The sequence below is a fragment of the Roseobacter sp. SK209-2-6 genome, assembly GCF_000169455.1.
Classification (GTDB): domain Bacteria; phylum Pseudomonadota; class Alphaproteobacteria; order Rhodobacterales; family Rhodobacteraceae; genus Pseudophaeobacter.
The window spans coordinates 125,948-150,964 of record NZ_AAYC01000010.1 but is presented as its reverse complement, the minus strand read 5'-3'; the positions used below and the strand labels follow the sequence as shown (position 1 = coordinate 150,964).

Sequence of the window (25,017 nt, the reverse complement as noted above, 5' to 3'; positions counted from 1 at the left end):
AAAAGCGGGATTACTGTTAACAATGTTACAAAGCCGCGCGCAGCCATGCACAATCTGGCATGCTCCGCAGAACTGATTCAAATCACTGGGTCTTTGATCAGCAAAGAGGCCAGTCAAAGCCACAGGATGATGTTTCATGCAGAGGGACCAATCTGAACCGCTCATCGCGATTGTTGATGATGATGAAAACGTGCGGGACACGCTCTCTGCTTTGGTGCGGGACAGTGGCTTCGGGGCGGTCTGCTGCCCCGATATTGCCTCGTTCATGGCCCTGGGAGACCCGCCGCAGGTGAATCTGGCGCTGATCGATCTTCGCCTGCGCGGAGAGTCCGGCCTCACATTGGCGATCCACATCCGGGAACGCTATGAGATCCCAATTGTGATGCTGACAGGGGTGGGGGACGAGATCGACAAGATCATCGGGCTGGAAACCGGTGCGGATGATTACCTGATCAAGCCCTTCAATCCGCGCGAGCTGGTCGCCCGCATCCGTGCTGTTTTGCGCCGGTACGGCCATGGCAGTGCCAAGCCAGGTATCGCAAGCGGGCCGGGAATATCTTTTCGTGACATGCGGGTCGATGTGCAGTCGCGGCGTCTGCTGGATGCTGATGGCGAGGAGGTGCCGCTGACCAATGCCGAATACCGGCTGCTGGAATACTTTGTGCGCAATCCCAACCGAGTGATACCGCGGCCTGAGCTGCTGACAGAGCTTGGGTCGGATATGGAGCGCTACGTTGACCGGACCATCGATGTTCTGATTCTGCGGCTCAGGCGGAAAATCGAGCTAGTTCCCTCCAAGCCGGTGCACCTGCTGACCCGGCGCACTCAGGGCTATATCTTCGATCTCGGACCGGATCACCCCTGATGTCTTTCCTGCCGCGTTTGAGCGTCCGGTTCCGGCTGTCAGCCGCCATCGCGGTGCTGTTCGGATTGATCATGCTGGTGAGCACCATAGGCATACTGGTGCTCAACCGCACCGAGCTGTGGATGAACGTGCTGCACAAGGAGACCCTGGCCGAAGTCTCGGATGCATTGGATCTCTCGCGGGAGACCGCAGACCTGGCCACATCCGCCCCGTTCTTATACGCCCTGTTCCCGCCTTTTCAGTTGGAGCAGGAAAAGACGAAAGTACTGCAGAACCTGAGCCGGATAGAGGCCTTGTCGGCGGGCGATGCAGCTCTAGGCCTGCCGGTGGCGCGGCTGCGGCTGGCGATCGACGACCTGACCAATGCGCTGGCACCGCAGACGGCGCGACAGGCCGAGCTGGCTTCCATTGACCGCGAGATGGAGCGGTTGAACCAAAGAACGCGGCGGTTGGCCAGTGACAGTGCTTTACCCCTGGCAGAGCGCGAAGTCTGGGCCGCGCTGCAACAGCTCACGGCAAGTGCAATCGGCGCCGGGCGGGCCAATGCCTTGATCGAATTGGGTGAGCTTAGCCAGCGCTACAGCAAACAGCGGGATGCAGCCCTGCGGAGCGTGACGCCGATGCACGAAGACACTTTGGCGGAAATTGAAGCGGCAACACAGCGCAGCGAAAGTCTTTTTGTACTGAAACATCGGAGCCTGGCGGCACGGCTGGATGCCGAAAACGCCTTGTTCCGCATCCGGCAGGAAGCCAGGCGCGTGAGCAGTTTTGCCGAGGCAAAGGTAGCTGAGGCTGAGGCACGGCTTTCGCAAGCGCGGAGTGAGACCTCCAGCAGTCTTGAGGTTGCCAAGAAGGTGTTTCTGGCCTTGACGGCCGCAAGCCTTCTGGTGGCGATTTCTTCTTCGCTTTATGTGTCGCGGTATGTTGCACGCAATCTGCACTTGATTGCTGCAGCGATGCGCCGTCTAGCAGCAGGCAATCACCGGACCGAGCTGCCGGTTGGACCAGGTTCGGAAGATGAGATCGGACAGCTCTATGCGGCATTCCGGGTATTTCGGGAGAGCGCACGCAAACTGGAGTTGCGCACCCGGCAGATCGGCCATCAGAACGCCTTGTTCTCGCGGGTGTTCCGCAACATCAAGGACGGGGTGGCAATCGCCACGGCAGGCGGCTGGATAGAAGCTGAAAATGAAACCCTGCGAAAACTCCTGAGACTGCCTGCCGCAACACCAGGTCAAAAGGCCAATATGGCGGACTTGATCAAGCGTTCCAGCTTTGTGCGTCAAACCTCGGCAAGTGAGCGCGGCGGCTTTGAAGAGTACATAGACTCGGCGGGCAATGTGCTGGAACTTCGCCGCTCGCCCTTGCCGAATGGCGAAGAGGTTTGGCTGATCTCTGAAACCACCGAACGCAAGCGGGTAGAGCAGCGGCTTGAGGAAATCCGGCGGGTGGAGGCCTTGGGCAAAGTGTCCGGCGAAGTGGCGCATGACTTTGGCAATATTCTGTCCAGCATCTCGGGCAACCTGCATCTTTTGGAAGAGGCCGGCGCGGAGAGTTCCAAGGATCTGCGCGGACGTATCCAGTCTGCCTTGGATCTGGGGGTGTCTCTGACCGAACGCTTGCTGGCCTTTGCCCGCAAACAGCATTTGGAGCCGCAGGTGACTGATGTTGGCCAATTGATTGAGGGCATGGCTGACCTGCTGGAGATCGGAATGCCGGAATCGGTAACGATGTCTTTTGAGGTGCCGGAGACTCCGGTGTTTGCCAGGGTTGACCCTGGCCAGCTGGAGAGTGCGGTCCTGAACCTTTGTCTCAATGCCGGTCAGGCGATCGGCGGAAGCGGCTGCATCCACGTCCGCGTGAGCGGCGAGGACGAGGCGAGATTGTCGGTCCGCGATAATGGGTCAGGCATGACCCCGGAAGTGCTGCGCCGTGCCACAGAACCGTTTTATTCCAACCGTGAAGATGGCAGCGGCACCGGGTTGGGACTGTCGATGGTCGACGGGTTTGTGCACCAGTCAGGCGGGAGCCTCAAAATACAGTCTCAAACGCAGCCGCCGGATCAGGGCACAACCGTTACCTTAAGTTTTCCGGCACTCTCCAGGGAACCCGGACAAAGCGGAGAGATGACCGTGCCAGGCACCGCTTTGGTTGTTGATGACGATCCTGTCTATCTGACTTCCACCTCCGAGGCATTGCAGCGTTTAGGCTTTACGGTCGTTCAGGCCTCTGGCTTCAAAGAGGGCGGTGCCCAGTTGCAGCAGCAACCCAAGTTGGACCTGGTGATAAGCGACTTGAATCTGGACAGTGGTGAATCCGGATGGGAGTTGCTTCACCTTGCCTGCCGGCTGCATCCGGAGTGCCGCCTGGTCCTCATATCGACCCGGGAAACCTATCGGACTCCAGCGTTCTTTGATCATGCAGCACCACCTGCAAAACTGACAAAACCCTTTACCGAAGAAAGTTTACGGCAACTGATTGCGTCGTCGTAAAGACCTAAATTTTGTCTCATATTATTGAATAATCAGCGGCCTGTTAGACATTGCCACAATCTACTGCAGAGTTGCGCTTTCTGAACACGACTAATTTGAGGCAAAACCTGCCATTCACCCCGACTTGCTCGCATGACATCTTTGGGCTGACTTCGGTGGTCGGCGAAGAAATTGCTCGAGATTTTGCAAATGGTGCTTTCTGCGCTTTGCTGACCTTGGTACGCAGCGCAGCATGTGGGTTTCGGTCTGATAGAGCTTGAATGGCCGCTCTTACCCGTCTGGCACGGAACCTTCGCAGATGCAGCTAAGGTCCGGTTTCCGCCCACTTATTGCGAGACTTTGGCCGTCCACCTCAGAACTAGTGTCCGGCCTGAGCCGTCAGCAATCCTCGCAAGGAAGCCCTCAACTACCGCGTGGTCGTCAAGTTATAGGGCTGAGATGAACTCCGCGCCTCGCAGCTGTTGACTGCTCCATACATTGCGCTCAAACGAGGGTTCGCCATCGATCCTCTACCGGACCTCTGCAAGTGAATTCGTGGGTCCTTCTGGCTCCCTGCAGCGTGGGTATATTCGCACCCCGGTGTTTTGGGCGGAGGACGATTTTCCAAGAGTGGCTTTTTGGATTGGGGTTGTTGTAGTTCGAAGGACCAATCCTGTTTAGGGAATTTTCGGGGAAATTGGGTTTTGGGTTCTTGGTTTGCCACAATTCTTGACAAAACTCGTAAGGAAAAATATGGGTCCATCTCATACCTTTTCATCGAAGCAAGGTGTTGTGGAGTGTCCCTCCTCTTCAACGCCCAGCCATACCACACAATAGCTGCGTAGGATCACTCCTGTCACAGCTCATTGGAGCAGTCTGGTGCACCTTAGCTTCGTCTCAAGACCTTCGGTTCTTTCGACTTTTAGATCTTCGAGTTTTCTAATCCGGTTTCTTCACCTGGGTCTGTTTGCTGTTGTTTTGGCACTCGCGTCAGCCCCCAAAGATGCCAAGTCTCAAGCCTTTCCTGTTGTGATTGAACACCAATATGGAGAGACGACGATTCAAACAGAACCAAACCGCATTGTTTCTCTCAGCTTTATTGGCCACGATTTCTTGTTGGCTCTGGGCAAGCCGCCACATGCCCTGCGCAAATGGTTCGGCCCACATCCCTATGGCGTCTGGCCCTGGGCTTCAGAGGCACTGGGTGAGGCGACGCCAATCGTCATGCAGGGCGAAATCGATATCGAGGCCATAGCGGCCATGCAGCCGGACCTGATTGTGGGTCAATGGTCAGGCATGACGAGCCGTGAATATCAGCTCTTGTCCCGCATTGCCCCAACCGTACCGCCGCAAGCCCAATATGGCGACTATGGCACCCCCTGGCAGGAGATGCTGCGGACCCTGGGGCGCGCCACCGGTAGCTTGGATCAGGCTGAAGAGATCATCACCGGAATTGACGCACGCTTTCACGACATTCGCCAGGCCCACCCGGAGTGGGACGGGGCCAGTTCTGTTATGGTCTGGGCAGGTCAGAATGGGGCCTATTCTGCCCGCGACATCCGGGGCCAGTTTATCGAAGCCTTGGGCTTCAAGGTGCCGGAGGCAATCAACACCCGGGCCTCCTTCAACAATTACTACGTGCTGATCCCGCCAGAAGACCTCTCCCCCATCGATGTTGATGCCCTCATTTGGCTGGATGCGGGCGGCTCTGTCAGTCGGCTTGAACGGATGCCCCTGCGCCCGACCCTGCGCGCCTATGGTGAGGGCCGCGAGATCTATGCCGACCTGCTGCTCTCTGCCGCGCTGTCCCATTCCAGCCCCCTAAGCCTGAACTACGCGTTGGATCGTCTGGTGCCCCTGTTGGAGGCCGCCATGGATGGCGACCCGGCCAGCGCTGTTGCCAGCACCGCCGAGGCAGGCCTGCTGCCGGAAGGGTTTTGACATGACGATCCTTGAAACCGCCCCCCCGCTCTCGGACCGCCGCGCCTCGGCCCGCCAAATCTGGCTGATGGCGATCCTGTTAAGCCTGCTCTTGCTGTCGGCCCTCTCGCTGCGTTTTGGCCTGCGCCCGATCAGCTGGCACAGCATCTGGGACTCTTTTGTGGCTTATGATGCCACAAAGGCCGATCATTTGGTCATTCAGGGCATGCGGCTGCCCAGGCTGCTGGCCGCCTGGTTGGCCGGAGCTGCCCTGGCCACTTCCGGCGCCTTGATCCAAAGCCTGACCAGAAACCCGCTGGCGGATCCCGGCTTGCTGGGCATCAATGGTGGGGCCTCGCTGGGGGTGATCCTCTGCATCTTCCTACTGGGCATTTCCGACCCGGCCTCCTTTGTCTGGGTTGCCATGGGGGGCGGGTTGATCAGCACGGTTCTGGTGTTCTTCCTGGGCGGTGCAGGTCGGGGTACCCCGCTGCGATTAATCCTGGCGGGCGCGGCCCTCAGCGCGCTGTTCCTGGCGCTTGGGCGCAGCCTCTTGCTGATCAGCCAGCGCAGCCTGGATGTCTATCGCTTTTGGGTGCTGGGAGGTCTGGACGGGATTGAGATGCCTACGCTTGCAGCTCTGCTGCCCTTCTTTGCCCTGGGCGCGGCGCTTGCTGCGGTTTCTTCCTTCAACCTGAACGCCATGATGCTAGGCGCGGACACCGCCCGCAGCCTGGGCCTGCGGATTGGGCTGGCGCGGGGGCTTGCCCTCTGTGCTATTGTCTGCCTCTGCGGTGCCACGGTGTCTATGGCCGGGCCTATCGCCTTTGTGGGTCTGATCGTGCCCCATATGGCGCGGCGCTTTTCCGGCGCAGATATGCGCTGGTGCTTGTTGTTTTCCACTCTTTTGGGGGCCGGGCTGATGATCCTGGCAGATCTCACCGGGCGTTTGCCGGTCTTTGGAGGCAATATGCAGGCGGGGGTTATGGCCGCCCTGATTGGAGGGCCAGCACTTGTCTGGCTGATCCGCCGCAATGGGAGCACTGCGCTATGAGCTGGAGTCTGCGCCTGCCCTTCCTGTCCCTGTCCTTCTCACCGCGTGCTGTTGCTGTCGGCTTTGGCCTCTTGCTGCTGGTCAACTTGGGCACGGTTCTGGCCCTGCGCCTTGGCAGCTATGCCTTTACTGAGACCAGCTGGCTCAGCGTTCTGTTGGGAGCAGGTTCAGAGATTGAAAGAATGATCCTGATGGATCACCGCCTGCCAAGGATCCTGACAGCCCTTGGGGCTGGGGCCTGTTTTGGCCTGTCGGGGGCGATGTTTCAGACCATGATGCGCAATCCGCTGGCCTCGCCGGATGTCATTGGCTTCAACTCTGGTGCCAGTTGCGGGGCACTGATTGCGATTATTCTGACCGGTGGCAATGTTCTCTTGGGGGCTCTTTCTGGCGCGCTGTTTACGGCCATTCTGGTTGTGGGTCTGGCCTGGAAGAACGGGCTGCAACCCCAACGCCTGGTGCTGATCGGACTAGGCATTGGCTTTGCCCTAGCCGCCCTGTCTGATCTGCTGCTGAGCCGGACCGACGCCAGAACCGCCGCCGATATGGCGGAGTGGCTGATTGGCACGCTAAACGCGCGCGATTGGCAGGATGTCACTATTGTATGGTCCGGGTTGCTCCTTTTGGCTCCGGCAATCTTCTGGATCCATTTCCCCTTGGCCCGGCTTGGCCTGTCGGATGACCTGAGCAGCAGCCTGGGCCTGCGGCTGTCGCCGCTGCGCCTGGGGCTCACTGGACTGGGCATTCTGCTGGCGGCCCTTGCGGTTTGCACCGCCGGCCCCCTGCCCTTTGTCGCCTTTGCCGCCGGACCAATTGCACGCGCACTGGTTCCCAATGGCAAACCCGCCCTTCTGGGGGCGGCCGTGATCGGCGCCCTGCTGGTGCTGGCAGCGGATACGGCCTCTCGCATGGTTCCCAGCATTCAACTGCCCGCAGGCGTCTTTACCGCCCTGATCGGTGGCCCTGTGATGATCTGGCTGCTGATGGTTCAATTTCGCAAAGGAAAGCTTTGAATGAATGCCCCTGCCCACCTGCACGCCAATGCCCTATCGGTTGCCTTTGCCAAAACGCCGATCCTGAAGGATCTGAGCGCGGATATTCCGGATGGCAAAATAACTGTCATTGTCGGGCCCAATGCCTGCGGAAAGTCCACCTTTCTCAGATCCCTGGCGCGGCTGCAAAAACCAGACAGCGGAGAGGTCTTGTTGGACGGCAAGAGCATCCATAAGCAAGCCAACCGCTCGGTTGCCCAACGTCTGGCTATCCTACCGCAATCGCCCAGCGCCCCCGAAGGGCTGACGGTTCGGGATCTGGTGACACGCGGCCGCACGCCCCATCAATCGGCGCTGCGACAATGGTCCCATCAGGACGCTGAGGCCGTGGGCCGGGCGCTGGACCTGACCGGTATGGCCCACAATGCCAACCGCCCTCTCGAGGCCCTGTCTGGTGGTCAGCGGCAACGGGCCTGGATCGCAATGGCCCTGGCGCAGGATACCCAAATCCTGCTGTTGGATGAGCCGACGACCTACCTGGACCTGCCACATCAGATCGAACTTCTGTCCCTGATCCAGTCGCTCAACAAGCAAAGCAACCAAACCGTGGCCATGGTGCTCCATGACATCAATCTGGCCGCCCGCTTTGCCGATCACATCATCGCCCTGCGCGCGGGCGCCATCTTCACCACGGGCAACCCCGCCGAGGTCGTCACCCGAAACAATATGGAACAGGTCTTTGATCTCAAATGTCAGATTATTTCCGACCCGGTGCACGGCACCCCACATGTCATCCCCGAATAGGATCGTAGCATGACGATAAACCCAAGTTTCCCAATTGATGCCACAGCCCTGCTGACGGGCCTGTCCTATACAGCCATGCGGCAGGTGATGCTGTACCAGGCCCAGGAGCACGAGCTGCAGGTGGTGGAAGACAGTGAGCGCGCAGTCAGTATTGAAGTGCCCTCCTTTGGGCAATACCGCTTTGAACCCGCAGAAGGTGGCATCCGCATTCGAGTTTCAGCGGCATTGCCGGACCGTCTGTTTATGCTTAAGGACAGCTTTAGCGAAACCCTGTCTCACCTGCTGCCCGAGGCGGCAAAGGATCTGCGCTGGTCGGATAGCGCAACCCTGCCCAACCGCCCGCCAAATCTGCATTTTACCCGGGTCGTCTCTATCTCCCCGGTGGGAACCGCCTTCCTTCGGGTGCGCATCAAGGCCGATGATCTGAGCAGTTTCCAGGATGACGCCATCCACTTCCGCCTGCTTCTGCCTGCCGCCGATTGCATCGAACCGGAATGGCCCAGCCTGACTGAGAACGGATCAACCGTCTGGCCCAAAGGGGAAAAGGCGTTGCATCGCCCGGCCTATACCACCCGTTGGATCGACCGAGCTTCCGGACTAATGGATTTTGATGTCTTCTTGCATGACGGAGGACGCGTGACCAACTGGGTACAGAACGCCAGCACTGGCGATCTACTGGTCATCGCAGGCCCCGGCGGCGGTGGCATTCCAGCAAACTCCAAGATCTGCATCTTTGCCGATGAAACTGCTTTCCCGGCAGTGGCGCGCATTCTCGAAACCCTGCCCGCCAATAGCGAGGGCCAGGTGACCCTTGTCGCCGCCCAGGGCGCTGACTGCGGCTATCCCATCACCGCTCCGGCAGGCATCACGCTCACCTGGCTCACCCGCGAAGAGGCCCAGGATCTGCCGTACCAGGCTTTGGCCGCGCACCGGGAACACCCGGATCACTTCCTGTGGCTGGCCAGCGAAAAGTCAGATGTGACGCCCGTGCGTGAAGCCCTGAAGGCGGACAAACCAGCCCCCGGAACCAGCTACCTCGCCGCCTATTGGAGCAAGCCATGACCGCGCACATCTCTCTCTCAGTTGCCTTATTGTTGGCCACCGCCTCCTTTGCCACGGCGCAAGAAACAGCTCAGGCCCCGACCTCTTCGGCGCCCGTCCTTGCCGCGCCCACTGTCGACAGCACGGGCAGTGGTCTGGTGACGCCGCTTATCGCACCAACTGATTTGAATGCTGCGCCCCCATCCCTGTCCACCCCTGCCGAGGGCACTACGCCAGAGGGCTCCGCGCAAATGGCGGCACCTGCGACTCCCACCAGCGAGGCCACGGCCAGCAGTGCCCCAGCCACAGCTGTGCCTGTCCCCCCCTCTCCCGTCTCGCCAGAAGCTACCGATCCCGCCGCCGCGCCTGCCGAATTGGGTGATGAGACCGCACCAAGTGTCGCTGTTGAACTGCCCGCCCTAGAGCCGCTCAGCCGACAGGAAGAAATGCTGCTGCTGGCAGAGGAGACTTCTGACAAAGCCATGAAATTCCTGCGCGACGGCGGGCCTTCGATCTGGGCTATCGCGGCGCTTTCGGTGATCACCCTGGCGCTGATCCTTTGGAAGATCTGGCGGTTGGCCCTGATTGGCGCCTGGTCCCGTGGCAAGGCCAGCAAGGCGGTCTTGGCCTATGAAGCGGGTAACCCTGCGGCGGCTCTGGCCATTGTTGAGGGCCGGATGGGCATTCGTTCCAAGGTGGTCAGCGCCGGGTTAGCCGCCCTGTGCAATCTCCCCGAGGACCGCGCCCGCGAAGAAACCGCAAGGATTGCCAAAAAACACCTGGCGCAGGCAGGCACCGGGCTGGGCGCGCTGGAGCTGATTGCAACAATTGCTCCGCTGCTGGGTCTGCTGGGGACGGTTCTGGGCATGATCGCCGCCTTTCAGGCGCTGCAACAGGCGGGCTCCAAGGCCGATCCGGCACTGCTGGCCGGGGGCATCTGGGAAGCGCTGTTGACCACGGCCGCTGGCATGGCCGTGGCCATCCCGGCCTCGGCGGCCCTCACCTGGTTTGAATCCGTCATCACCCGCATCCGTCAGGATATCGAAGACAGCGCCACCCGACTGTTTGTAGCCGAAGCGCCGCAAGACCTCCCCATGGCGGCCGAGTAAGACGATGCAGTTCACCGAAGCCAGGCGTCCGAGGCGCAAACCCAGCCTGACCCCGATGATCGACGTGGTCTTTTTGCTGCTGGTCTTCTTTATGCTGGCCTCGCGCTTTGGCACCGATGCTGTTTTGGAGCTGCCCCTTGCCGGGCGCGGCGGTGAATACACCGGGCCGCCACGTCTGGTGGGGATTGGGGCGGGCAATCTGGATCTGAACGGCGTTCCTGTTGCCGACAGTCACCTGCCCGAGGCGCTCGCGCGGCTGATGTCTTCGCCCCAGGATATCCTCATCCTGCGCGGCCGCGATGGGGCGGATTTGCAGCGTATCATCGACGTGACGACCCTGCTGCGCGACGCCGGTCTGGTCAACGTGGTGCTGGTGGAGTGAGACACGCAATGGACCTTTCCCCTCCAGTGAAACGCTCCCGCGCGGAATCCATCGTGCCGATGATCAATGTGGTGTTCCTGCTGCTGATCTTCTTTCTGATGACCTCGCATCTGGCGCAGCCGGAACCCTTTGAGGTCACGCCACCCGGCGCCAATCTTAAGGCGGAGGCCGAAGCTGAGCCGGTACTCTACATTGATGCCGAGGGGCGGATGCATTTTGACAGCGTCGAAGGTGAGGTCGCGCTGGAGCAGCTGGCGCGCGCAAGTGCCGATGCTCCGGTGGTGCTGCTGCGTGCGGATGCCAAACTGGAAGCAACTACTTTGGCTGGCATTTTGAAAAAGCTTGCTGCCGCAGGGCTTGCCCGCGCCGAACTGGTGGTGACCCCGCAATGAAACGTGCAGCCGAAGTCACCCTGTTTGCTGGCCTGGCCGCGCTTATTCACGTTAGCCTTTTTGCCTCGGCCCCGGAATCTGGCGTGCAGTCCAGCGGTGCCGGGGGGGAGGCCATGGTTTCGATAGAAGCCGCCAGCGCCACGGTTGCGGAAATGGTCGAGACCTGGGACCGCCCGCCGCCACGTCCACAGATGGTAAACCCGGAGCTGGAACAGCCCCTGGCACCAACGGAGGCGCCGCAGATGCCAGAGTTTGAACTGGCCGATGCGCCGCGTGCCGCTGTGCTTGTGGCCCTAAAGGAGCCGGAGGAGGCGGATGTGGTGGAGATTGATCAGTCAACGCCGCCCCCCCCGCCGCCACCTGAACCTGAACCTGAACCTGAACCAAAGCCGGAACCAAAACCCAGGCCCAAACCAGCCCCCAAACCAGTTGAGACGCCGCCAACGGCGCAGACCGCAAATCAGACCTCTGCTGGCCGTGCAGCGCAACGGGCTGCCGGATCTGGCGGCGGGGCTCAGGCGGGGGCCGCGGGCGGCGCCAGTACGGCGACGATCTCGGCTGGGCAAAGGGCAAAGCTACAGTCAATCTGGGGGGCAAAAATCCGTTCCCGGATTGAGCGGCGCAAACGCTATCCCGCGGGGGCACGCGGATCTGGGCGGGTTGTCCTGCGCATTACGGTGGCGGCCAGCGGCGCGCTGGTCAACTACCGGGTCGCCAATTCCTCCGGCGTTGCCGCCTTTGATCAGGCCGCGCTAAAGGCCGTCGCTCGGGCCGGAAAATTCCCCAAAGCCCCCAAAGGATATGACGCTGCCCAGTTAACCTTCAATCTACCGATGAACTTTTCCAAATAATCCACTTGGTCTAGGCTCTATCACTACACAAGAAACCCCGCGCCCCATAAACACGGCGCGAGGTCTTTTTTGCTGCAATACCCAGGTGCACATCAGCCCTCAGCCTCTTTGCACCTGGGATGGTTTTAGAATTTGGAGGTCAGGGTCAGGGCAACATTTCTGCCTTCGCCAAAGTAGCAGGCACCGGACTGGCAGGTGCTGATGTAGCGCTCGTCTGTGAGGTTACGTACATTCAGCGCCACCAGCCAATTGTCCCGGCCATAGGACACCGCCGCATCATATAGCGTGTAAGACGGCGTCAAATAGGTGCTGGCACCGCCCCAGGCTTCGCCGTTGTAACGCATGCCAGCGCCCAGCTTCCAACCAGACATGGCCCCATCAAGCGGTTCATAGTTCACCCAAAGCGAGGCCGCATTTTTTGGTACCTGGGCGATGTAATCCCCTTCGGCATCCTCGGTGTCGAGATAGGTATAGGCAAAATTGACCGAGATATCGCCAAAGCGGTGGAAGGCCTCAAGTTCAAAGCCCTTTGCACGTGCCTCTCCGGTTTGCACCTGGAAACCAGGGTTGGCGGCATCTGCAACCGTCAGGTTGGATTTTGTCAGGTCAAAGGCCGCAACCGTAAACAAGGTATCCGTCCCTGTTGGCTGGTACTTCAGACCCAGTTCGAACTGCTCACCCTCGGTTGGCTCGAAGGGGTTTCCATTGACATCGGCGCCAATGGCATCCTGCCGGAAACTCTGGGCATAGCTGAGGTAAGGCGCCAAACCACTGTCAAAGCGATAGAGAACCGCCGCATTTCCGGTCCAGGCGCTGTCCTGTGCGGCCACAGTTGTGGCGCCAAAGCTACCATTGCTGGTGCCGGTCTCGATATCGCCGTAGCGCAGGCCTAGATCCACAAAGAGCCGATCCTGGAATACTGCGCGCTGCTGCACGTAGAGGCCCCATTCAGTGATGGTATTGCCTGGCGTATCCGTCACCGTGATCGGGTTGAACCCGCCATAGGTTGGGTTGAACGGATCAATCGGCGCAACCTGGGCCCCATAGCCCGTATCACTATCATAGTAACCCTGAGTATAGCTGGCCCCAAGAATGGTCCGCATCTCAACGCCACCCAGGCCGTATTCAGCTGTGGCGTAGCTGTCCAGGCCCCAGGTCTTCAGCTCATTTTCAGCCCGGTAAAACGTCCGGTTGATGGTGCCATCCGGATTGTAGCGCCCGGTCCCAAAGTTATCAAAAGCCCACCAGGCGTGCTGGTACAGGGACTCACCTTCCAGGTAACGCGCACTGGCATTCATGCTCCAGGTCGCATTGAAGCGGTGCTTGAACATTGCAGTGATCGCGCGCTGCTCGGTGTTATAGCTGTCAAAGCCCGGCTCGCCGATAAAGGTATCACTGTCCAGATATGTCCCGTTGCCAAAGCCGGTTGCCGGTAGCAACGTCCCATAGATCGAGGCAAACTGGATCAGCGGGCTGCCATCGTTCTTCTGATAGTTGGCCAGCACTGTCAGTTCGGTATCTTCACTGGGCTTCCAGGTGATCGAAGGCGCCAAAGCAATGGCATCATCCTGGGAAAAATCAACGGAATCCTCAGACTCCCGCAGCAATCCGACAAAGCGATAGCGCAACGTGCCAGCCTCGTTCAGATCGCCGCTGACATCTCCGGCGATTTGCATGCGATCATTGGAGCCCGCCTGAACCTGCACCATGTTATCTGCATCCTGGGCAGCAGTTTTTGAGGTGGTATTGACCACCCCGCCAACAGAGCCGCTGCCATAAAGTCCAGAGGCCGGACCTTTCAGAACCTCAACACTGTTCAGCATAAAGGTCTCGGGTCGGGTATCGTTGTAAAACCCATAGCGCGAGGGCAGCCCGTCGTGCAGCGTCGAGGGGGAAAAGCCACGGATCAGGGACCAATCCGAGCGGGCATCCTGGCCCCACTGGCCGCCAACAATTCCTGCTGAGTACTGCAAAACCTGGTCGACACTTTGCGCTCCGCGCTCGGCCATCTGCTGTGCGGTGATCACGCTGACGGAGCGAGGCGTTTCCAGAATGCTGTCGCCAGTCTTCGACACTGTTCCGGTATCGAGCTCGACGCTCTTGCCAAAATAGGCTTCTTCGGTCTCGCCCGAGACATTGATTTCTTGAAGGTCAACAACCTGGGCCATAAGAGGCGTTGCCGCCATCAAAGCCCAAATCGAAACGGTCGTTCGGTGTAAAAGCATATCCCATCTCCGCCTATGCTGCGGTTATTGTTTTTGCCTGACGGAGAGCTGGGTATTGCTGCGCTATGAACTCCGGTGAGGAAGGTCAAGAGTGACGAGGGCGGTGCGCCGTTCTGTTGCTGATTTGTCATATTTAATCACGACTTACCGGCAACTGCGACGGCGAGATTTCCTGAGATTGCCCCTGAAACTCTCCTAGGGATTAATCACGATAGGCTCACAAGATCCTGCAATAGGGACTGCCGCCACAGCGCCGGATCATGACCGCCACTGCGGATCGAAACCGCAGCCTCCGCGCCCCTTGTTTGCAGGTTTTTTGCAACCCGCTGGGACGCCGCAACCAAGTCGGGGCGCTCAAACAGACCGCCCCTTTCATAACAGCCAACAGAAAACCGGGCACGCAGCTGCCGCAGATCGGTTGCAGACCTCAACTCTGCAAAGCCCGACCACCAGAAAGACCCCGACAGCGCGATCACCTGCTGAAACTTCTCTGGAAAAAGCAATGCCGTATGCAGTGCCGCTAGACCGCCCAGACTGGCCCCTGCGATCTGCGTTTGCGCAGGTGCAAAGCTGCGGCCCAGAACTTGCTCGACCTGCGGCAGCAGTTCACAGGAAAGCGCGCGGGCAAAGGCAGGATTGCACCCCAACTCCTGCGCCCGGCTTGCTCCCTGGCCTGCTCCAACATAGACCACGGTTGTGGCAGGGATCTGCCCAGAAATCTGTGCAGAGGCCAGTACTTCTGGCAGCTGCAAGACCTGTTTGCATCTCTCCCCATCCAGCAGGAACAACAACCGCTGCGGCTCAGCCTGTGCCAAACAAGGTGGCGGCGTCTGGATGTAGATGTCACGGGGGGCGTTCAAAAGGCGACTATGAAAGGCGAAGTGATGGCTATGCCCCGGATCGTTCAGCAGTGGCTGCCTCGTGGGGGGCACGCTCCGCTCGCGCGGTAAGTCGATGGTGCTGAAGGCCTCCTGATGTCCTTGCCAAGCGCCGGACAGGGTATCCGGGTTCAAGGAGTCGGGCTTCACGCTTTGCCGAACAGCGGCGCGAAACGCATCCTGCGTTTTGGTCTGAGACGGCGGGATCTGCGCAAAACGATAGGCCAGTACCAGATCCTGGGGCACCCAGATCGTGCGAAACCAAATGTCGCTGCCTTTGATCTGCCAAAGCGGCAGGTGATCAACGCTTGGCCCGCCGATCAGCCAGGGGTGGCTTTGGTCACCACCCTGCCACAGAAAAGTCAGACAAAGCCGCCCCTGCGGATCCGGCTCTATGTCTTCCACAACCGGACAGGACAGCTGCGATATGGCCTGCCAGAATAACACCCCGCCCTGCCGATACTTCTTCTGTGAGACATGGCCTCTGAGCCAAGGACTTGGGAGAGGCTCAGCCTCGGGCCAGATCCAGGCAGGACGCACGTTTTCCATCGCGGTACGGAACCTCTGAAAAGGGACCCAGAAGGCCAGCTAAGCAAAAATGACCAAAGGAAATGCGGCCCCGGAACACCCGGGGCCGTCGATTTTCATGTCAAGCCTGTACCCTAGAAAGCCAGCCGGGCCGTGACCGCAAGCGAGCGCCCTGGTTCGCCATAGGCCAGCACCCGACCATTGTCGCTGCCCTGTGTGGCCCGCGAGATGTAGTAGCTGTCGAACAGATTGTTGATCTCGGCACGCACCGTAAGCCCCTGAACACGGGCGGGTTTATACTCGGCAAACAGATTGACCACCTCATATCCCGGCAGTGTGGCATTGGCGAGATCCAGCGACAGGGCCGCCTCGGCAGTGCCGCCAACTCTCCAATCGGTTGCCACATCAAAGGCCCCCTGGATGGCAAGGATATGCCCCATGGGCTGGGCTGCATAATAATTGGTGGTGTTGGAGATCTGGCCGTCTTCGGTCACGTCGGCATAGGTATAGGTGCCGCGCAGATAACCGGATGCAAAATTATAGCCCAGCGAGGCGTCGATACCTTCGGTGACGATATTGCTCGAGGTCGCCTGATCTGCGCTGTTGCGGGTGCGAATATTCTCGGCATCGGTGCGGAACAGGGCAAAGCTCGCATCCCAGTTTCCAGTATTCACCTGCAGGCCAATACGAATATTTTCGGTCTCTTGCGCCTGCATGCCCGCGTAGTTCACCCAGGGGTAGGAGTAGTTGATGATCGCAGTTTCGCCCAGTTCATAGCCGCCCCAGACCTGCGAATAGGCGGCCTCAAGCGTCACCGCATCGCTCAGCGCATAGCTTCCTGAGATATTGTAGGAGAAGCCGTCGTCCGAAAGCTTGGTCCCGTCCCAACCGGTGAAGTCCTGATGATCCGCCCGCAGGCCATAGGACAGGGAGAAGGCATCGGAAAGATCTGACCGCATCTGGGCAAAGATGCCGATATTGCTGGTTTTCTCGGTATAGGGACCAAAGGAGCCCCCAATCGTTGCCGGGTCGGTGAAAGTGCCCTGAACCGCCCCACCAGTGCCTGTCTGTTCAAAAAAGTCGATCCCAGCGGTTAGGCTGTGATTGCCAAACAGGAATTCATTCTGGATCTTACCATTCCAGGTCTCAACCTCACCACCCCACAAGGGTCGTGTGTAGCTCGGGTCGACCGGGTCACCCTGATCGAGGAAGCTGGAGGAAAAGCCGAGGTGAAATTCAGGGGAGAACCCACCGGTGGCGTTTTCATTTTTGAGCGTCAGGCTGTAGTTGCTTTGTTCGACTTCGGTATCAAACAGCGGGAACACCACCCCGGTCAGATCGCCAAAATTGGGTCGCGCCTGCCGCCAGCCAGTATCCTGAGTTCCGGAGCCAGCGAACTCCAGCCGGTAACCATTATCCCACTGGTAAGCGATCTTCCCCAAGAAAGAGGCTAGATCTGCGGCGGACCCACGATAAGTCGTGCCCGCTCCGTCCTCATAGTCATCGCCTGTCGCCTTGGATCCATAAAGAATATACTCAAAGGCGCCCTGGCGACCAAACAGAGTCAGGTCGCGGCGGAAGGTGGAACTGTTGCTGTCAAAGGACAGGCTGGCCACCCCGCCAAAATTGTCGCCCTCCTGCAGCAGGTCCGCCGCGTCCTTGGTCTCGTAAGAGATCGAGCCCGCATTGGCCCGAGGTCCATCATCGGCGGCAACAACTCCGGGTTTGATAGTAGCAGCTTTGAACAGGGCCGGGTCATACATACCGGTGGTCGCATGGTGGAAGACGCCATCGCCTTGCAGTGTACCATCAACGGTGACATTCATCATCGAGCTGGACAGCCCGTTGACAAAGGTCTTGTTTCCGGTGGGGATGACCGAGCTCATCACCGAAGCTTCACCGGCAAACAGATCTGACATCTCGCGAGGGGCGAGATCCTCAAGTGTTTCGCCAGACAGCGATACTGTGCCGTGCTGGTCCTCGACTTCGCCGCTGACATTGATGGGGTCCAGCTGAATCTCTTCAGCCGTGACCATTCCCGGCACCAGTGCTGTACTCATCAACAGACAAAGAGAGAGTTTTTTAGTGGCCATTTTCGCCTCCTAAAGGATGGGGTCAATGGCTTGGTCCCGGCATGCATTCGAAGCAGGGGTTGGCTGGCACAAGCTGTTAAGGGCTGGGTTCTGAGTCTTCAAGGCGTGTCAAAAAATTCTTTTCAAACAGAGGCCTGTTGTCGCAGCATCGCGCGTTAAACGATCACCAGTGGCCTATCATTGGCCACAATCACCCTGGCATCGGTGTCAAAAACCGAGCGCAAAAAGGCTTCGCTGACGACCTCCTGAGGCGGACCGGCCGTGACAACACACCCGGCCTTCATGGCGACGATATGATCCGCATAGCCCGCCGCGTAGTTGATGTCATGCAGGACAATGACAATTGTGCGCCCCTGCTGGGCTGCCAGGCTTTTAAGCCGCGACATCAGACTGCGCGAGGCGGCGATGTCCAGATTGTTCAATGGCTCATCCAGCAGCAGGTACTCGGTGTCCTGCGCCCAGGCCATGGCAGTATAGGCGCGCTGGCGCTGACCGCCCGACAGGGTATCCAGAAACCGGTGTTTGATCTCTTGCAGCTCAAAGCTTTGCAGAACCTCTGCAATAATCTCACGGTCCTTAGGCCCCAACCGTCCCAGGCTATAGGGATAGCGGCCAAAACCAACCAGATCTTGGACACTGATACGGTGAGTGCTGGTCAGAACCTGAGGTAGGATGGCCAGCATCTGCGCCAGATCGCCATGGCTGATCTGCTGTAAATCCTGCCCATTGATTTCGATCTGTCCAGATTGCAGGGTCTGCAGGCGTGCAACCAGCGACAAAAGCGTTGATTTCCCGGCGCCATTGGGCCCGACAAGCGCCGTCAGCCCGCCCTGCTGGATATCAAGGTCTACACCTTGCAAGATGGTCTGCCCGGCAATCTGGTGGCTGACATTGCGGATGCGGATCATGTGCTGCCCTTTCGCAGGATCAAAATCAAAAAGACCAACCCGCCAAGGCATTCCACCACAACGGCAAGCGGGGTTTCAAAATGCAAAACGCGCTCCAGCACCAGTTGCCCGCCCACCAATGTGAGGCCGCCAATCAGAATGGCAGCGGGCAGAATATGGCCATGGTGCCAGCTGGGGATCACCCGGTACGTCAGGCTGCTGACCAGAAGCCCCAGAAAGGCCACCGGCCCCACCAGCGCGGTCGAGACCGAAACCAGCACCGAAATCAGCATTAACACCACAAGCTGCCCCCGCCGCGGATCCGCCCCCAGGCTGACCGGCAGCACCTCGCCCAGGGCCAGAACATCAAGCCGATGCCGCATCCGCCAAACGGCCGCCCAGGTCAGACAGACCAGAACGGCGCTCACCAGCAACAGATCCGCATCCGCCTTGTTGAAGCGCGCAAAGGAGGCCGATTGCAGCACTGCAAACTCGCTTGGGTCAATCAAGCGCTGGATAAACAGCACCAATGATCGAAACAGCACGCCCAGGATGATGCCCGTCAGCACCATACGCATCAGATCACTGCGTTGGTCGCGCAGGAGCAGCGTAAACAGCGCAACCGAAGCCAGGGTCAACAGGACCAGATTGATCAGGAACAGCGTTACCTTGGGCACCTGCGCATAGCCCCCTGCCCCCATCCCAAAGATCATCAGGGTCAGGATCAGCAAAAACAGCGCGTCAAACCCCATGATAGAGGGTGTCAGAATACGGTTATGTGTAATGGTCTGAAACAGGATGGTCGCGGTTGAGACCGCGCCGCCAATGAGCAAAAGACTGGCCAGTTTCTGCCCCCGAAACCACAGCGTAAAGCTCCAACTTCCCTTGGCCCCAAGGGTCAGGAACAGCGCCGAGACCACGACAAGCGCCAGGATCAACCAAAGGAAACGAAGCCTAAGCATTGCGGGGCCTCGCATAGATCAGCCACAAAAAGGCAAGGGTCCCTAGCACCCCAAAGATCGTGCCTACCGGCACCTCATAAGGATGGCGCACCACCCGGGCCAGAATATCGCAGCCCAGCACAAAAACCCCGCCCAACAGCGCCGTCACCGGCAGGGTGACGCGCAGATTATCGCCCAATTGGCGGCTGATCAGATTGGGAATGATCAGCCCAACAAAGGGCAACATGCCCACGGTCACCACGGTCAGCGCCGACACCACCGAGACACAGAGCAGCCCCATGGCCATGACTTGGCGATGGTTGAGGCCGAGGCTCAGGCTCATGTCGCGCCCCAGCCCCAAAATGGCAAACTGATCGGCGATCAGATAGCTGACAAAGGCAGCAATCCCCGCCAGCCACAACAGCTCATACCGACCACGCATCACGCCGGAAAACTCCCCCAGCATCCAGACATCAATGTATTGGATCAGATCTGCCTGATAGGCGATGAACACCATCACAGCGCCTAAGATTCCGCCATAGACCAGCCCCACCAACGGCACCAAAAGGGGCTCGGTCGGCGGTAGGCGCTGCACCAAGGCCAGAAAACCAAGCGTGCCCAGCAGTGCGGTTGCGGCGGCCAGACTCATCTTGACCGCCAGCCCCGCGGCTGGGAATAGCAGCACAGAAAGCAAGATACCCAGCGCCGCCGCCTGCCCCGTGCCTGCACTGATTGGCTCGACAAACTTATTGCGCACCAGGATCTGCATGATCTGACCGCCGACCGCCATGGAGCAGCCCGTCAGCACCGCCGCCGCGGTGCGCGGCAGACGGCTGACCGCCAGCAATTGCAGCGCCTCTGGATCCTGCAACAGCGCCATCGGTGTAAGGTCAATCACCCCGACAAAGACGGACAGCACGGATAACAGTAGGATCAAACAGAGGCAGATCAGCAGCCAGAGGTGTGGCATAGGCTAGCCATTCGCCTCAAAGGTTGCGATCAGCTGGTCGAGCACCCGGTTCATCGATTGAATTCCGCCGCCCGCAATATAGAGGCTGGCTGCATCCAGATAGACCACCTGGCCATTCTGCCAGGCCGTGGTTTGCTGCACCAGATCATTATCCAACGTGGCCTTTGCATCCTCGCCGCCCTGGCCAATGGCCGACAGGCGGTCGACGACAAACAGATATTCTGGATTGGCGTCACGGATGAACTCAGCCGAGACTGCCTCCCCGTGGGCATTCAGCCCCAAATCGGCAGCGGCCTGCGGCACTTCCAGAGTTGTGTGCAGCCAGCCAAAGCGCCCATTGGCGCCAAAGGCAGAAATCTTGGGACCATTTGTCATCACGATCAACGCAGTGCCCTTGCCACGCGCCAGGGATTTGGTCTGCTCCAGCTTGGCCTGAAAACTTTCCAGCAGAGCAGTCGCTTCGACCTCTTTGTCAAACAGGCGGCCATAGTCTTCGAGCCGTTGGAGCGCCACGCCCATCAGATCATCACCATAGATGGTCATATCCAGGGTTGGGGCAAAATCTGCCAGCGCCTCTGTTTGGGTGGAAGAGCGCCCTCCAGCAAGGATCAGGTCCGGTGCCAGCGCATTGATGCTTTCAAAATCGGGTTCAAACAAGGAGCCAACGACCTCGGCCCCCTGTGCCACCTCGTCCAGGTAATCAACATAGAGATTGCCGATGACACCGGCGGGTTTCACCCCCAGCGCGGCGAGCGTATCCAAAGCGGCCACATCAAATACGGCGACCTTTTCTGGCAGGGCTTCAACCTGTTGCAGCCCACGATAGGTCCGCACCTCAATCGGATCGGCAAAGGCGGAAGTACTGCAGGCCAGTGCTGCCAAGGTTATCAGCGATTTCAACATTGATCTCTCCATCAATATTGCATGGCTGACCGAAGCTGGCTCTGCAGGGGTTTCGTCATGTGACTATTGAATTGTATTTGCCCTGTCCAGCGCTTCCGGGCTGCAGGCACAGGCCAGAGCTTCGTCACAGGTCGCACCAAACCGGAGGTTCAGGCTCTTCGCGAAAAGCAAAGCGCAACAGATGGCTTTCGACCACCTGACAAGTCTGCTGCATCTCCTCCTTTGAGGGTCCCTCAATGCGGATATGCAAGGTGTTCTCGCTCACCCGAAGCACCGCAAGCCCACAGATGAACTGCAAATGCAGTGCACCTTCAACCTCAGTCACTTCGATTTTCCGCGAGAAATGATTTGCCATTGTGGCGAGGTATCCAGCGGCGCGGACAGAGCGGAATTTCGTTTCGGTTCTTGATGTGTCATCCTGACTTGGATTGGCTACTAACATTTTGGCTTTCCCTGTTTTTTTCATTCACACGGGGTGTTGAATTTCGGCGTCATAGCCGACTAGAATAGCTGCGGCACAACCAGCAGGTTTCCCTATGACGGCCAGAGAAGAACACTCCAGCAGTGCAGATTATTTCGGAGACAACACCCCTGTCGTTTCCTACAACCGTGTGTGGTTCAACATCATGCGGGCCCAACGCAAATTCCTGCCGCGTATTGCCAAGTCGCTGAAGACCTGCGGCATCAATGATCCGATCTGGTATGAAATCCTGCTGGAGGTCGAGCTGGCTGGCCCCGATGGCCAACCCATGGCCGCCCTGGAAGACAAGCTCTTTGTTGCCCAATACGCGCTGTCGCGACATGTTGCCCGGATGGAAAAAGCTGGGCTGCTGCGCCGCGAGTTCATTGCCGATGGACGGCGCAAGCAGATCCTGTTTCTGACCGAGCAGGGCAAAGGTATGCACGCCCGGATCTGGCCGGTTTACTGGGATGCGATGCAAAGCGAAATTGGTCCTCATATGACAACCGACGAGGCCTATGCCCTATCCCGCCTGCTGATCAAACTGCTGCCCTGAAACCATCTGGCTCCAGGGCAGCAAGTGCCGAGATTTAGAACTTCATCACTGCCTCGACAACGAAAGACCGACCGGGTTCATTCAGAGTTTGGAAGCCTGCAAATTCGCCCCCATAGGTCGCCCGATCCGCATAGGTTTCATCAAGCAGGTTGTTGATGCTGCCGCGAATGGTCACGCCGTTCCAGGCAGGTGGTGAGTATTCGGCAAAGACATTGGCAACGACATAGCTAGGCAGTTCTTGGCCCGCGTAAGATCCGCCAGCGTCATAGGAGGCTGCCGCTTCAATGCTGCCACCCACCAGCGTGTTATACTGCGCCAATTCCTGCTGCACTTCGACAGCAAGTACATGCCCCAAAGGTGCGCCAAAATCCCGCAGATCGAAGTTGCTCGAGGGGGCACCATCAAGCGAGGCATCACTATAGGCATAGGTCAGACGCGCAAAGCCACTGCCCCAGCCATAGGTCGCACCGATGTTGGCGCCCTGGCTTTCGAAATCAACGACGGCTGTTCCGTCCCGCGCATCATTAAATTTTGTCTTGAACAGCTCACCGCTGATGGTCCAGGCGCCCGGGGTCCAATCAGCCCCGATGATGATGTTCTGCGCGCGAGACGGCCGCAAGCCGGAATAATCACGCGTCAACCAGAACTCAAAACTGTCACCGAGGTCCAGGCCACCAAAGACATTCGAGTACCCCGCCCGCAACGAGACGTCATCCGTGAGGTCATAGACCACAGACAGGTTTCCACTGGCACCGCTATGCGAGGAGCTGTGAATGGTATCGGTAGGGAGCCATTGATAGCCGGTAAAGTCCTGCCAGTCATAGCGCATACCGGCAGAGAGGCTCAGACGGTCCGTCGGCTCAAGACGCGCCTGGGCAAAGATGCCGATATTGTCGGATTCTTCCGAAGCGGAATCCGGTGTCACCCAAGAGCCAGAGATCGAGGTCTTGCGGTTCTGGAAATCGACACCGGCGGTAATACTGTTGCTGTAAGACAGGTGGAATTCGTTTTGCAGCACCAGAGAGTAGGTACGCGAGGTCGAATTGGTAGACCCGGCCCAGGCATCATTCGGACGATCCACATCAGTGCCCGAATAGCCAAGGGTTGCGGAGGGATCCCAGAGGCCGGTGTTGTTCACGTTTTCATAGCGCAAAGAATAGTTATAGCGCTTGATCAGATAGGCATATGTGCCGCCTGAGCTTGGGCCGAAGTTCGGCTTATCGTTGCGCCATTCCTCGTCTTCAATCTGCTGCGCAGAGAACTCAACCCGGTGCCCCTGCTCGGATTCGTAGCCCAATTTCAGCAGGCCTGCGGTCATATTGGCTGCGGTTCCAGTCATCTCTGTGCCGTCGCCGTCCTCAAAATTGTCTCCGGTGGCGCGTTTGGCATAGGCAACGATCTCAAAACCGTTGCTTTCGCCAGCCAGGGTCAGCGAGCCCTGTGTCGTCCCGCCGTTGTCACCGTAGCTCATACGTGCGGTGCCGCCGACGCTTTGACCTTCGGTCAGGATATCTGCGGCATCGACCGTTTCCATGACCACGCGGCCCGCCATGGCCCGCGGGCCTGCATCTGCAGGTGCGACACCTGGATCAACGCGCACAAATTTCATCAGGCCGGGATCAAAAGCATTGGCACTGAGGTGGTGGAAAACCCGGTTATTTTGCGACACGCCATCCACCTGGATCGCCAGGTTCAGCATGTCGATACCGTTGACAAAAATCTTCTGCGCAACCGGGATAGCACCGCCGACCGAGACACTGGCGATCCCGGCAAACAGGTCTTTGACATCCCCCATCCGGGCGCGTTCCAGCTCGGCATCCGCCACATAGACCGACGACGCGCGGTCGGCGGCATTGCCCTTTTCATCTTGCTGGCGCACCAGGATCGGATCGAGAGAGATGACATCCCCCTCAAGCTCCTGTGCGACGGCAGGCAGTGCAGAAAGAAGTGTAAGCGCAGTCCCGCACAAAAGACGGGCGCGCAGCGCGGCAGTTTGGATAGCCATGTTAGTCCCCAAGATTCAGGTTGGTGCTGGGCTTGCCCTGAATCGGGGCTGGCGAGGCATTTTCGTCAGTGGTTTTATGCGCACCCGCGAACACATGCAAGTGCATGTTAAAGGGTTTTCACGCAGGGTATCGCCCTAACGATGTTCTTCAGGTCGACTATTGGCTCTCAACTTATCCCTGCAGTTTGCTTGATGGACGAACCATATAGCCTGCGCCGTACCAGACCGCGGACCGCACCTGCAAGAGCCCTACATACACTCAAGTCTGAAACAAGATCTGCCTGAGTGGTCGCCAGTCTTGAACCGCTTAGTCGTGAATTTTTTTCCATGCCCAGAAACTCCTGGGGCGTTTTTGTGCGCGGCGGAGATTGGGAAATCCCGTAAGATATATGAACACTTATTTGGTGTATGTGGTAAAATTAGTGATGAATATCAGCACACTGGAAGAAACTAGTTCAGAAAGCCTTCATCACTATGAAACCAGGGTCGCCCACCATTTTCTCTCCAACTAAATCTGAGAAAATGGTGCTTCAACAAAGAGTTGGAGCAAAGATTTTGGAATTCTCTCATCGTATCGTGATTGTCATCTCGATCCCAACCAGAGACCAGGGCATGGAACCGGCATGACCCGATCACTTTCGTTGCATCTGCCCGCAGTGTTTAGACAGTGTTTGGTCTCGGCCAGATAGG

21 protein-coding genes are annotated in these 25,017 nt (G+C 58.6%); 12 read left to right on the top strand and 9 right to left on the bottom strand.

All coding sequences use genetic code 11. From position 1 onward, the window contains the following. Positions 1 to 136: 136 nt before the first annotated feature. From RSK20926_RS15625 to RSK20926_RS15575, 11 genes are all read left to right on the top strand, one after another. A complete protein-coding gene (locus tag RSK20926_RS15625) occupies positions 137 to 865 on the top strand; it encodes a response regulator transcription factor (protein ID WP_008208152.1) in 729 nt (242 codons plus the stop codon). Then, positions 865 to 3,357 carry an ATP-binding protein gene (locus RSK20926_RS15620; RefSeq protein ID WP_008208150.1) on the top strand — a complete coding sequence of 831 codons (2,493 nt, stop codon included), beginning with the start codon at positions 865 to 867 and terminating at the stop codon, positions 3,355 to 3,357. The genes RSK20926_RS15625 and RSK20926_RS15620 overlap by 1 nt, the downstream gene beginning before the upstream one ends. 1,008 nt (positions 3,358 to 4,365) lie before the next feature. Then, the gene (locus RSK20926_RS15615) at positions 4,366 to 5,277 is read left to right on the top strand and encodes an ABC transporter substrate-binding protein (RefSeq protein ID WP_232281914.1); all 912 of its coding nucleotides are present in this window, start codon (positions 4,366 to 4,368) and stop codon (positions 5,275 to 5,277) included. Position 5,278: 1 nt separating this feature from the next. Next, positions 5,279 to 6,310 carry a FecCD family ABC transporter permease gene (locus RSK20926_RS15610; RefSeq protein WP_008208146.1) on the top strand — a complete coding sequence of 344 codons (1,032 nt, stop codon included), beginning with the start codon at positions 5,279 to 5,281 and terminating at the stop codon, positions 6,308 to 6,310. After that, positions 6,307 to 7,323 carry a FecCD family ABC transporter permease gene (locus RSK20926_RS15605; RefSeq protein WP_008208144.1) on the top strand — a complete coding sequence of 339 codons (1,017 nt, stop codon included), beginning with the start codon at positions 6,307 to 6,309 and terminating at the stop codon, positions 7,321 to 7,323. Before RSK20926_RS15610 ends, RSK20926_RS15605 begins: the two co-directional genes overlap by 4 nt. Next, positions 7,324 to 8,106 carry an ABC transporter ATP-binding protein gene (locus tag RSK20926_RS15600; RefSeq protein WP_008208142.1) on the top strand — a complete coding sequence of 261 codons (783 nt, stop codon included), beginning with the start codon at positions 7,324 to 7,326 and terminating at the stop codon, positions 8,104 to 8,106. Between the two features lie 9 nt (positions 8,107 to 8,115). Then, positions 8,116 to 9,168: a siderophore-interacting protein gene (locus RSK20926_RS15595; RefSeq protein ID WP_008208140.1), complete on the top strand. Its 1,053-nt coding sequence runs from the start codon at positions 8,116 to 8,118 to the stop codon at positions 9,166 to 9,168. Further along, complete coding sequence (locus tag RSK20926_RS15590; RefSeq protein WP_008208139.1) at positions 9,165 to 10,256, top strand: MotA/TolQ/ExbB proton channel family protein; 1,092 nt, start codon at positions 9,165 to 9,167, stop codon at positions 10,254 to 10,256. Before RSK20926_RS15595 ends, RSK20926_RS15590 begins: the two co-directional genes overlap by 4 nt. A 4-nt stretch (positions 10,257 to 10,260) precedes the next feature. Next, complete coding sequence (locus RSK20926_RS15585) at positions 10,261 to 10,638, top strand: ExbD/TolR family protein (RefSeq protein WP_008208138.1); 378 nt, start codon at positions 10,261 to 10,263, stop codon at positions 10,636 to 10,638. An 8-nt stretch (positions 10,639 to 10,646) separates the two neighbouring features. Further along, positions 10,647 to 11,030 (top strand): ExbD/TolR family protein, encoded by a 384-nt coding sequence (locus RSK20926_RS15580; RefSeq protein ID WP_037255336.1) that lies wholly within the window; start codon positions 10,647 to 10,649, stop codon positions 11,028 to 11,030. Continuing rightward, complete coding sequence (locus tag RSK20926_RS15575) at positions 11,027 to 11,881, top strand: energy transducer TonB (RefSeq protein WP_008208136.1); 855 nt, start codon at positions 11,027 to 11,029, stop codon at positions 11,879 to 11,881. The genes RSK20926_RS15580 and RSK20926_RS15575 overlap by 4 nt, the downstream gene beginning before the upstream one ends. A 125-nt stretch (positions 11,882 to 12,006) precedes the next feature. Here the strand turns inward: RSK20926_RS15575 and RSK20926_RS15570 are convergent, their stop codons facing one another. From RSK20926_RS15570 to RSK20926_RS15535, 8 genes are all read right to left on the bottom strand, one after another. Next, complete coding sequence (locus RSK20926_RS15570) at positions 12,007 to 14,106, bottom strand: TonB-dependent siderophore receptor (protein WP_232281913.1); 2,100 nt, start codon at positions 14,104 to 14,106, stop codon at positions 12,007 to 12,009. A 206-nt stretch (positions 14,107 to 14,312) separates the two neighbouring features. Continuing rightward, positions 14,313 to 15,533, bottom strand: a complete 1,221-nt coding sequence (locus tag RSK20926_RS15565; RefSeq protein ID WP_008208134.1) for an alpha/beta hydrolase-fold protein — start codon at positions 15,531 to 15,533, stop codon at positions 14,313 to 14,315. A 113-nt stretch (positions 15,534 to 15,646) separates the two neighbouring features. Beyond that, entirely contained in the window at positions 15,647 to 17,605 is a 1,959-nt protein-coding gene (locus tag RSK20926_RS15560) for a TonB-dependent receptor domain-containing protein (RefSeq protein ID WP_232281912.1), read from the bottom strand. 155 nt (positions 17,606 to 17,760) lie between these two features. Beyond that, on the bottom strand, positions 17,761 to 18,513 hold the full coding sequence (locus tag RSK20926_RS15555) for an iron ABC transporter ATP-binding protein (protein WP_008208132.1): 753 nt from the start codon (positions 18,511 to 18,513) through the stop codon (positions 17,761 to 17,763). Beyond that, positions 18,510 to 19,454, bottom strand: coding sequence for an iron chelate uptake ABC transporter family permease subunit (locus RSK20926_RS15550; protein ID WP_008208131.1), 945 nt, complete (start codon positions 19,452 to 19,454; stop codon positions 18,510 to 18,512). Before RSK20926_RS15550 ends, RSK20926_RS15555 begins: the two co-directional genes overlap by 4 nt. Continuing rightward, positions 19,447 to 20,403: an ABC transporter permease gene (locus RSK20926_RS15545; RefSeq protein WP_008208129.1), complete on the bottom strand. Its 957-nt coding sequence runs from the start codon at positions 20,401 to 20,403 to the stop codon at positions 19,447 to 19,449. Before RSK20926_RS15545 ends, RSK20926_RS15550 begins: the two co-directional genes overlap by 8 nt. A gap of 3 nt (positions 20,404 to 20,406) precedes the next feature. After that, positions 20,407 to 21,306, bottom strand: coding sequence for a siderophore ABC transporter substrate-binding protein (locus RSK20926_RS15540; protein ID WP_008208127.1), 900 nt, complete (start codon positions 21,304 to 21,306; stop codon positions 20,407 to 20,409). A 124-nt stretch (positions 21,307 to 21,430) separates the two neighbouring features. Beyond that, a complete protein-coding gene (locus RSK20926_RS15535) occupies positions 21,431 to 21,748 on the bottom strand; it encodes a DUF2218 domain-containing protein (RefSeq protein WP_050773103.1) in 318 nt (105 codons plus the stop codon). A gap of 94 nt (positions 21,749 to 21,842) precedes the next feature. Here RSK20926_RS15535 and RSK20926_RS15530 point away from each other — a divergent pair, with 94 nt between their 5' ends. Then, on the top strand, positions 21,843 to 22,322 hold the full coding sequence (locus RSK20926_RS15530; protein ID WP_008208124.1) for a MarR family winged helix-turn-helix transcriptional regulator: 480 nt from the start codon (positions 21,843 to 21,845) through the stop codon (positions 22,320 to 22,322). A gap of 34 nt (positions 22,323 to 22,356) precedes the next feature. Here RSK20926_RS15530 and RSK20926_RS15525 read toward each other — a convergent pair whose 3' ends face one another. After that, entirely contained in the window at positions 22,357 to 24,327 is a 1,971-nt protein-coding gene (locus RSK20926_RS15525; protein ID WP_008208123.1) for a TonB-dependent receptor plug domain-containing protein, read from the bottom strand. Positions 24,328 to 25,017: the final 690 nt, after the last annotated feature.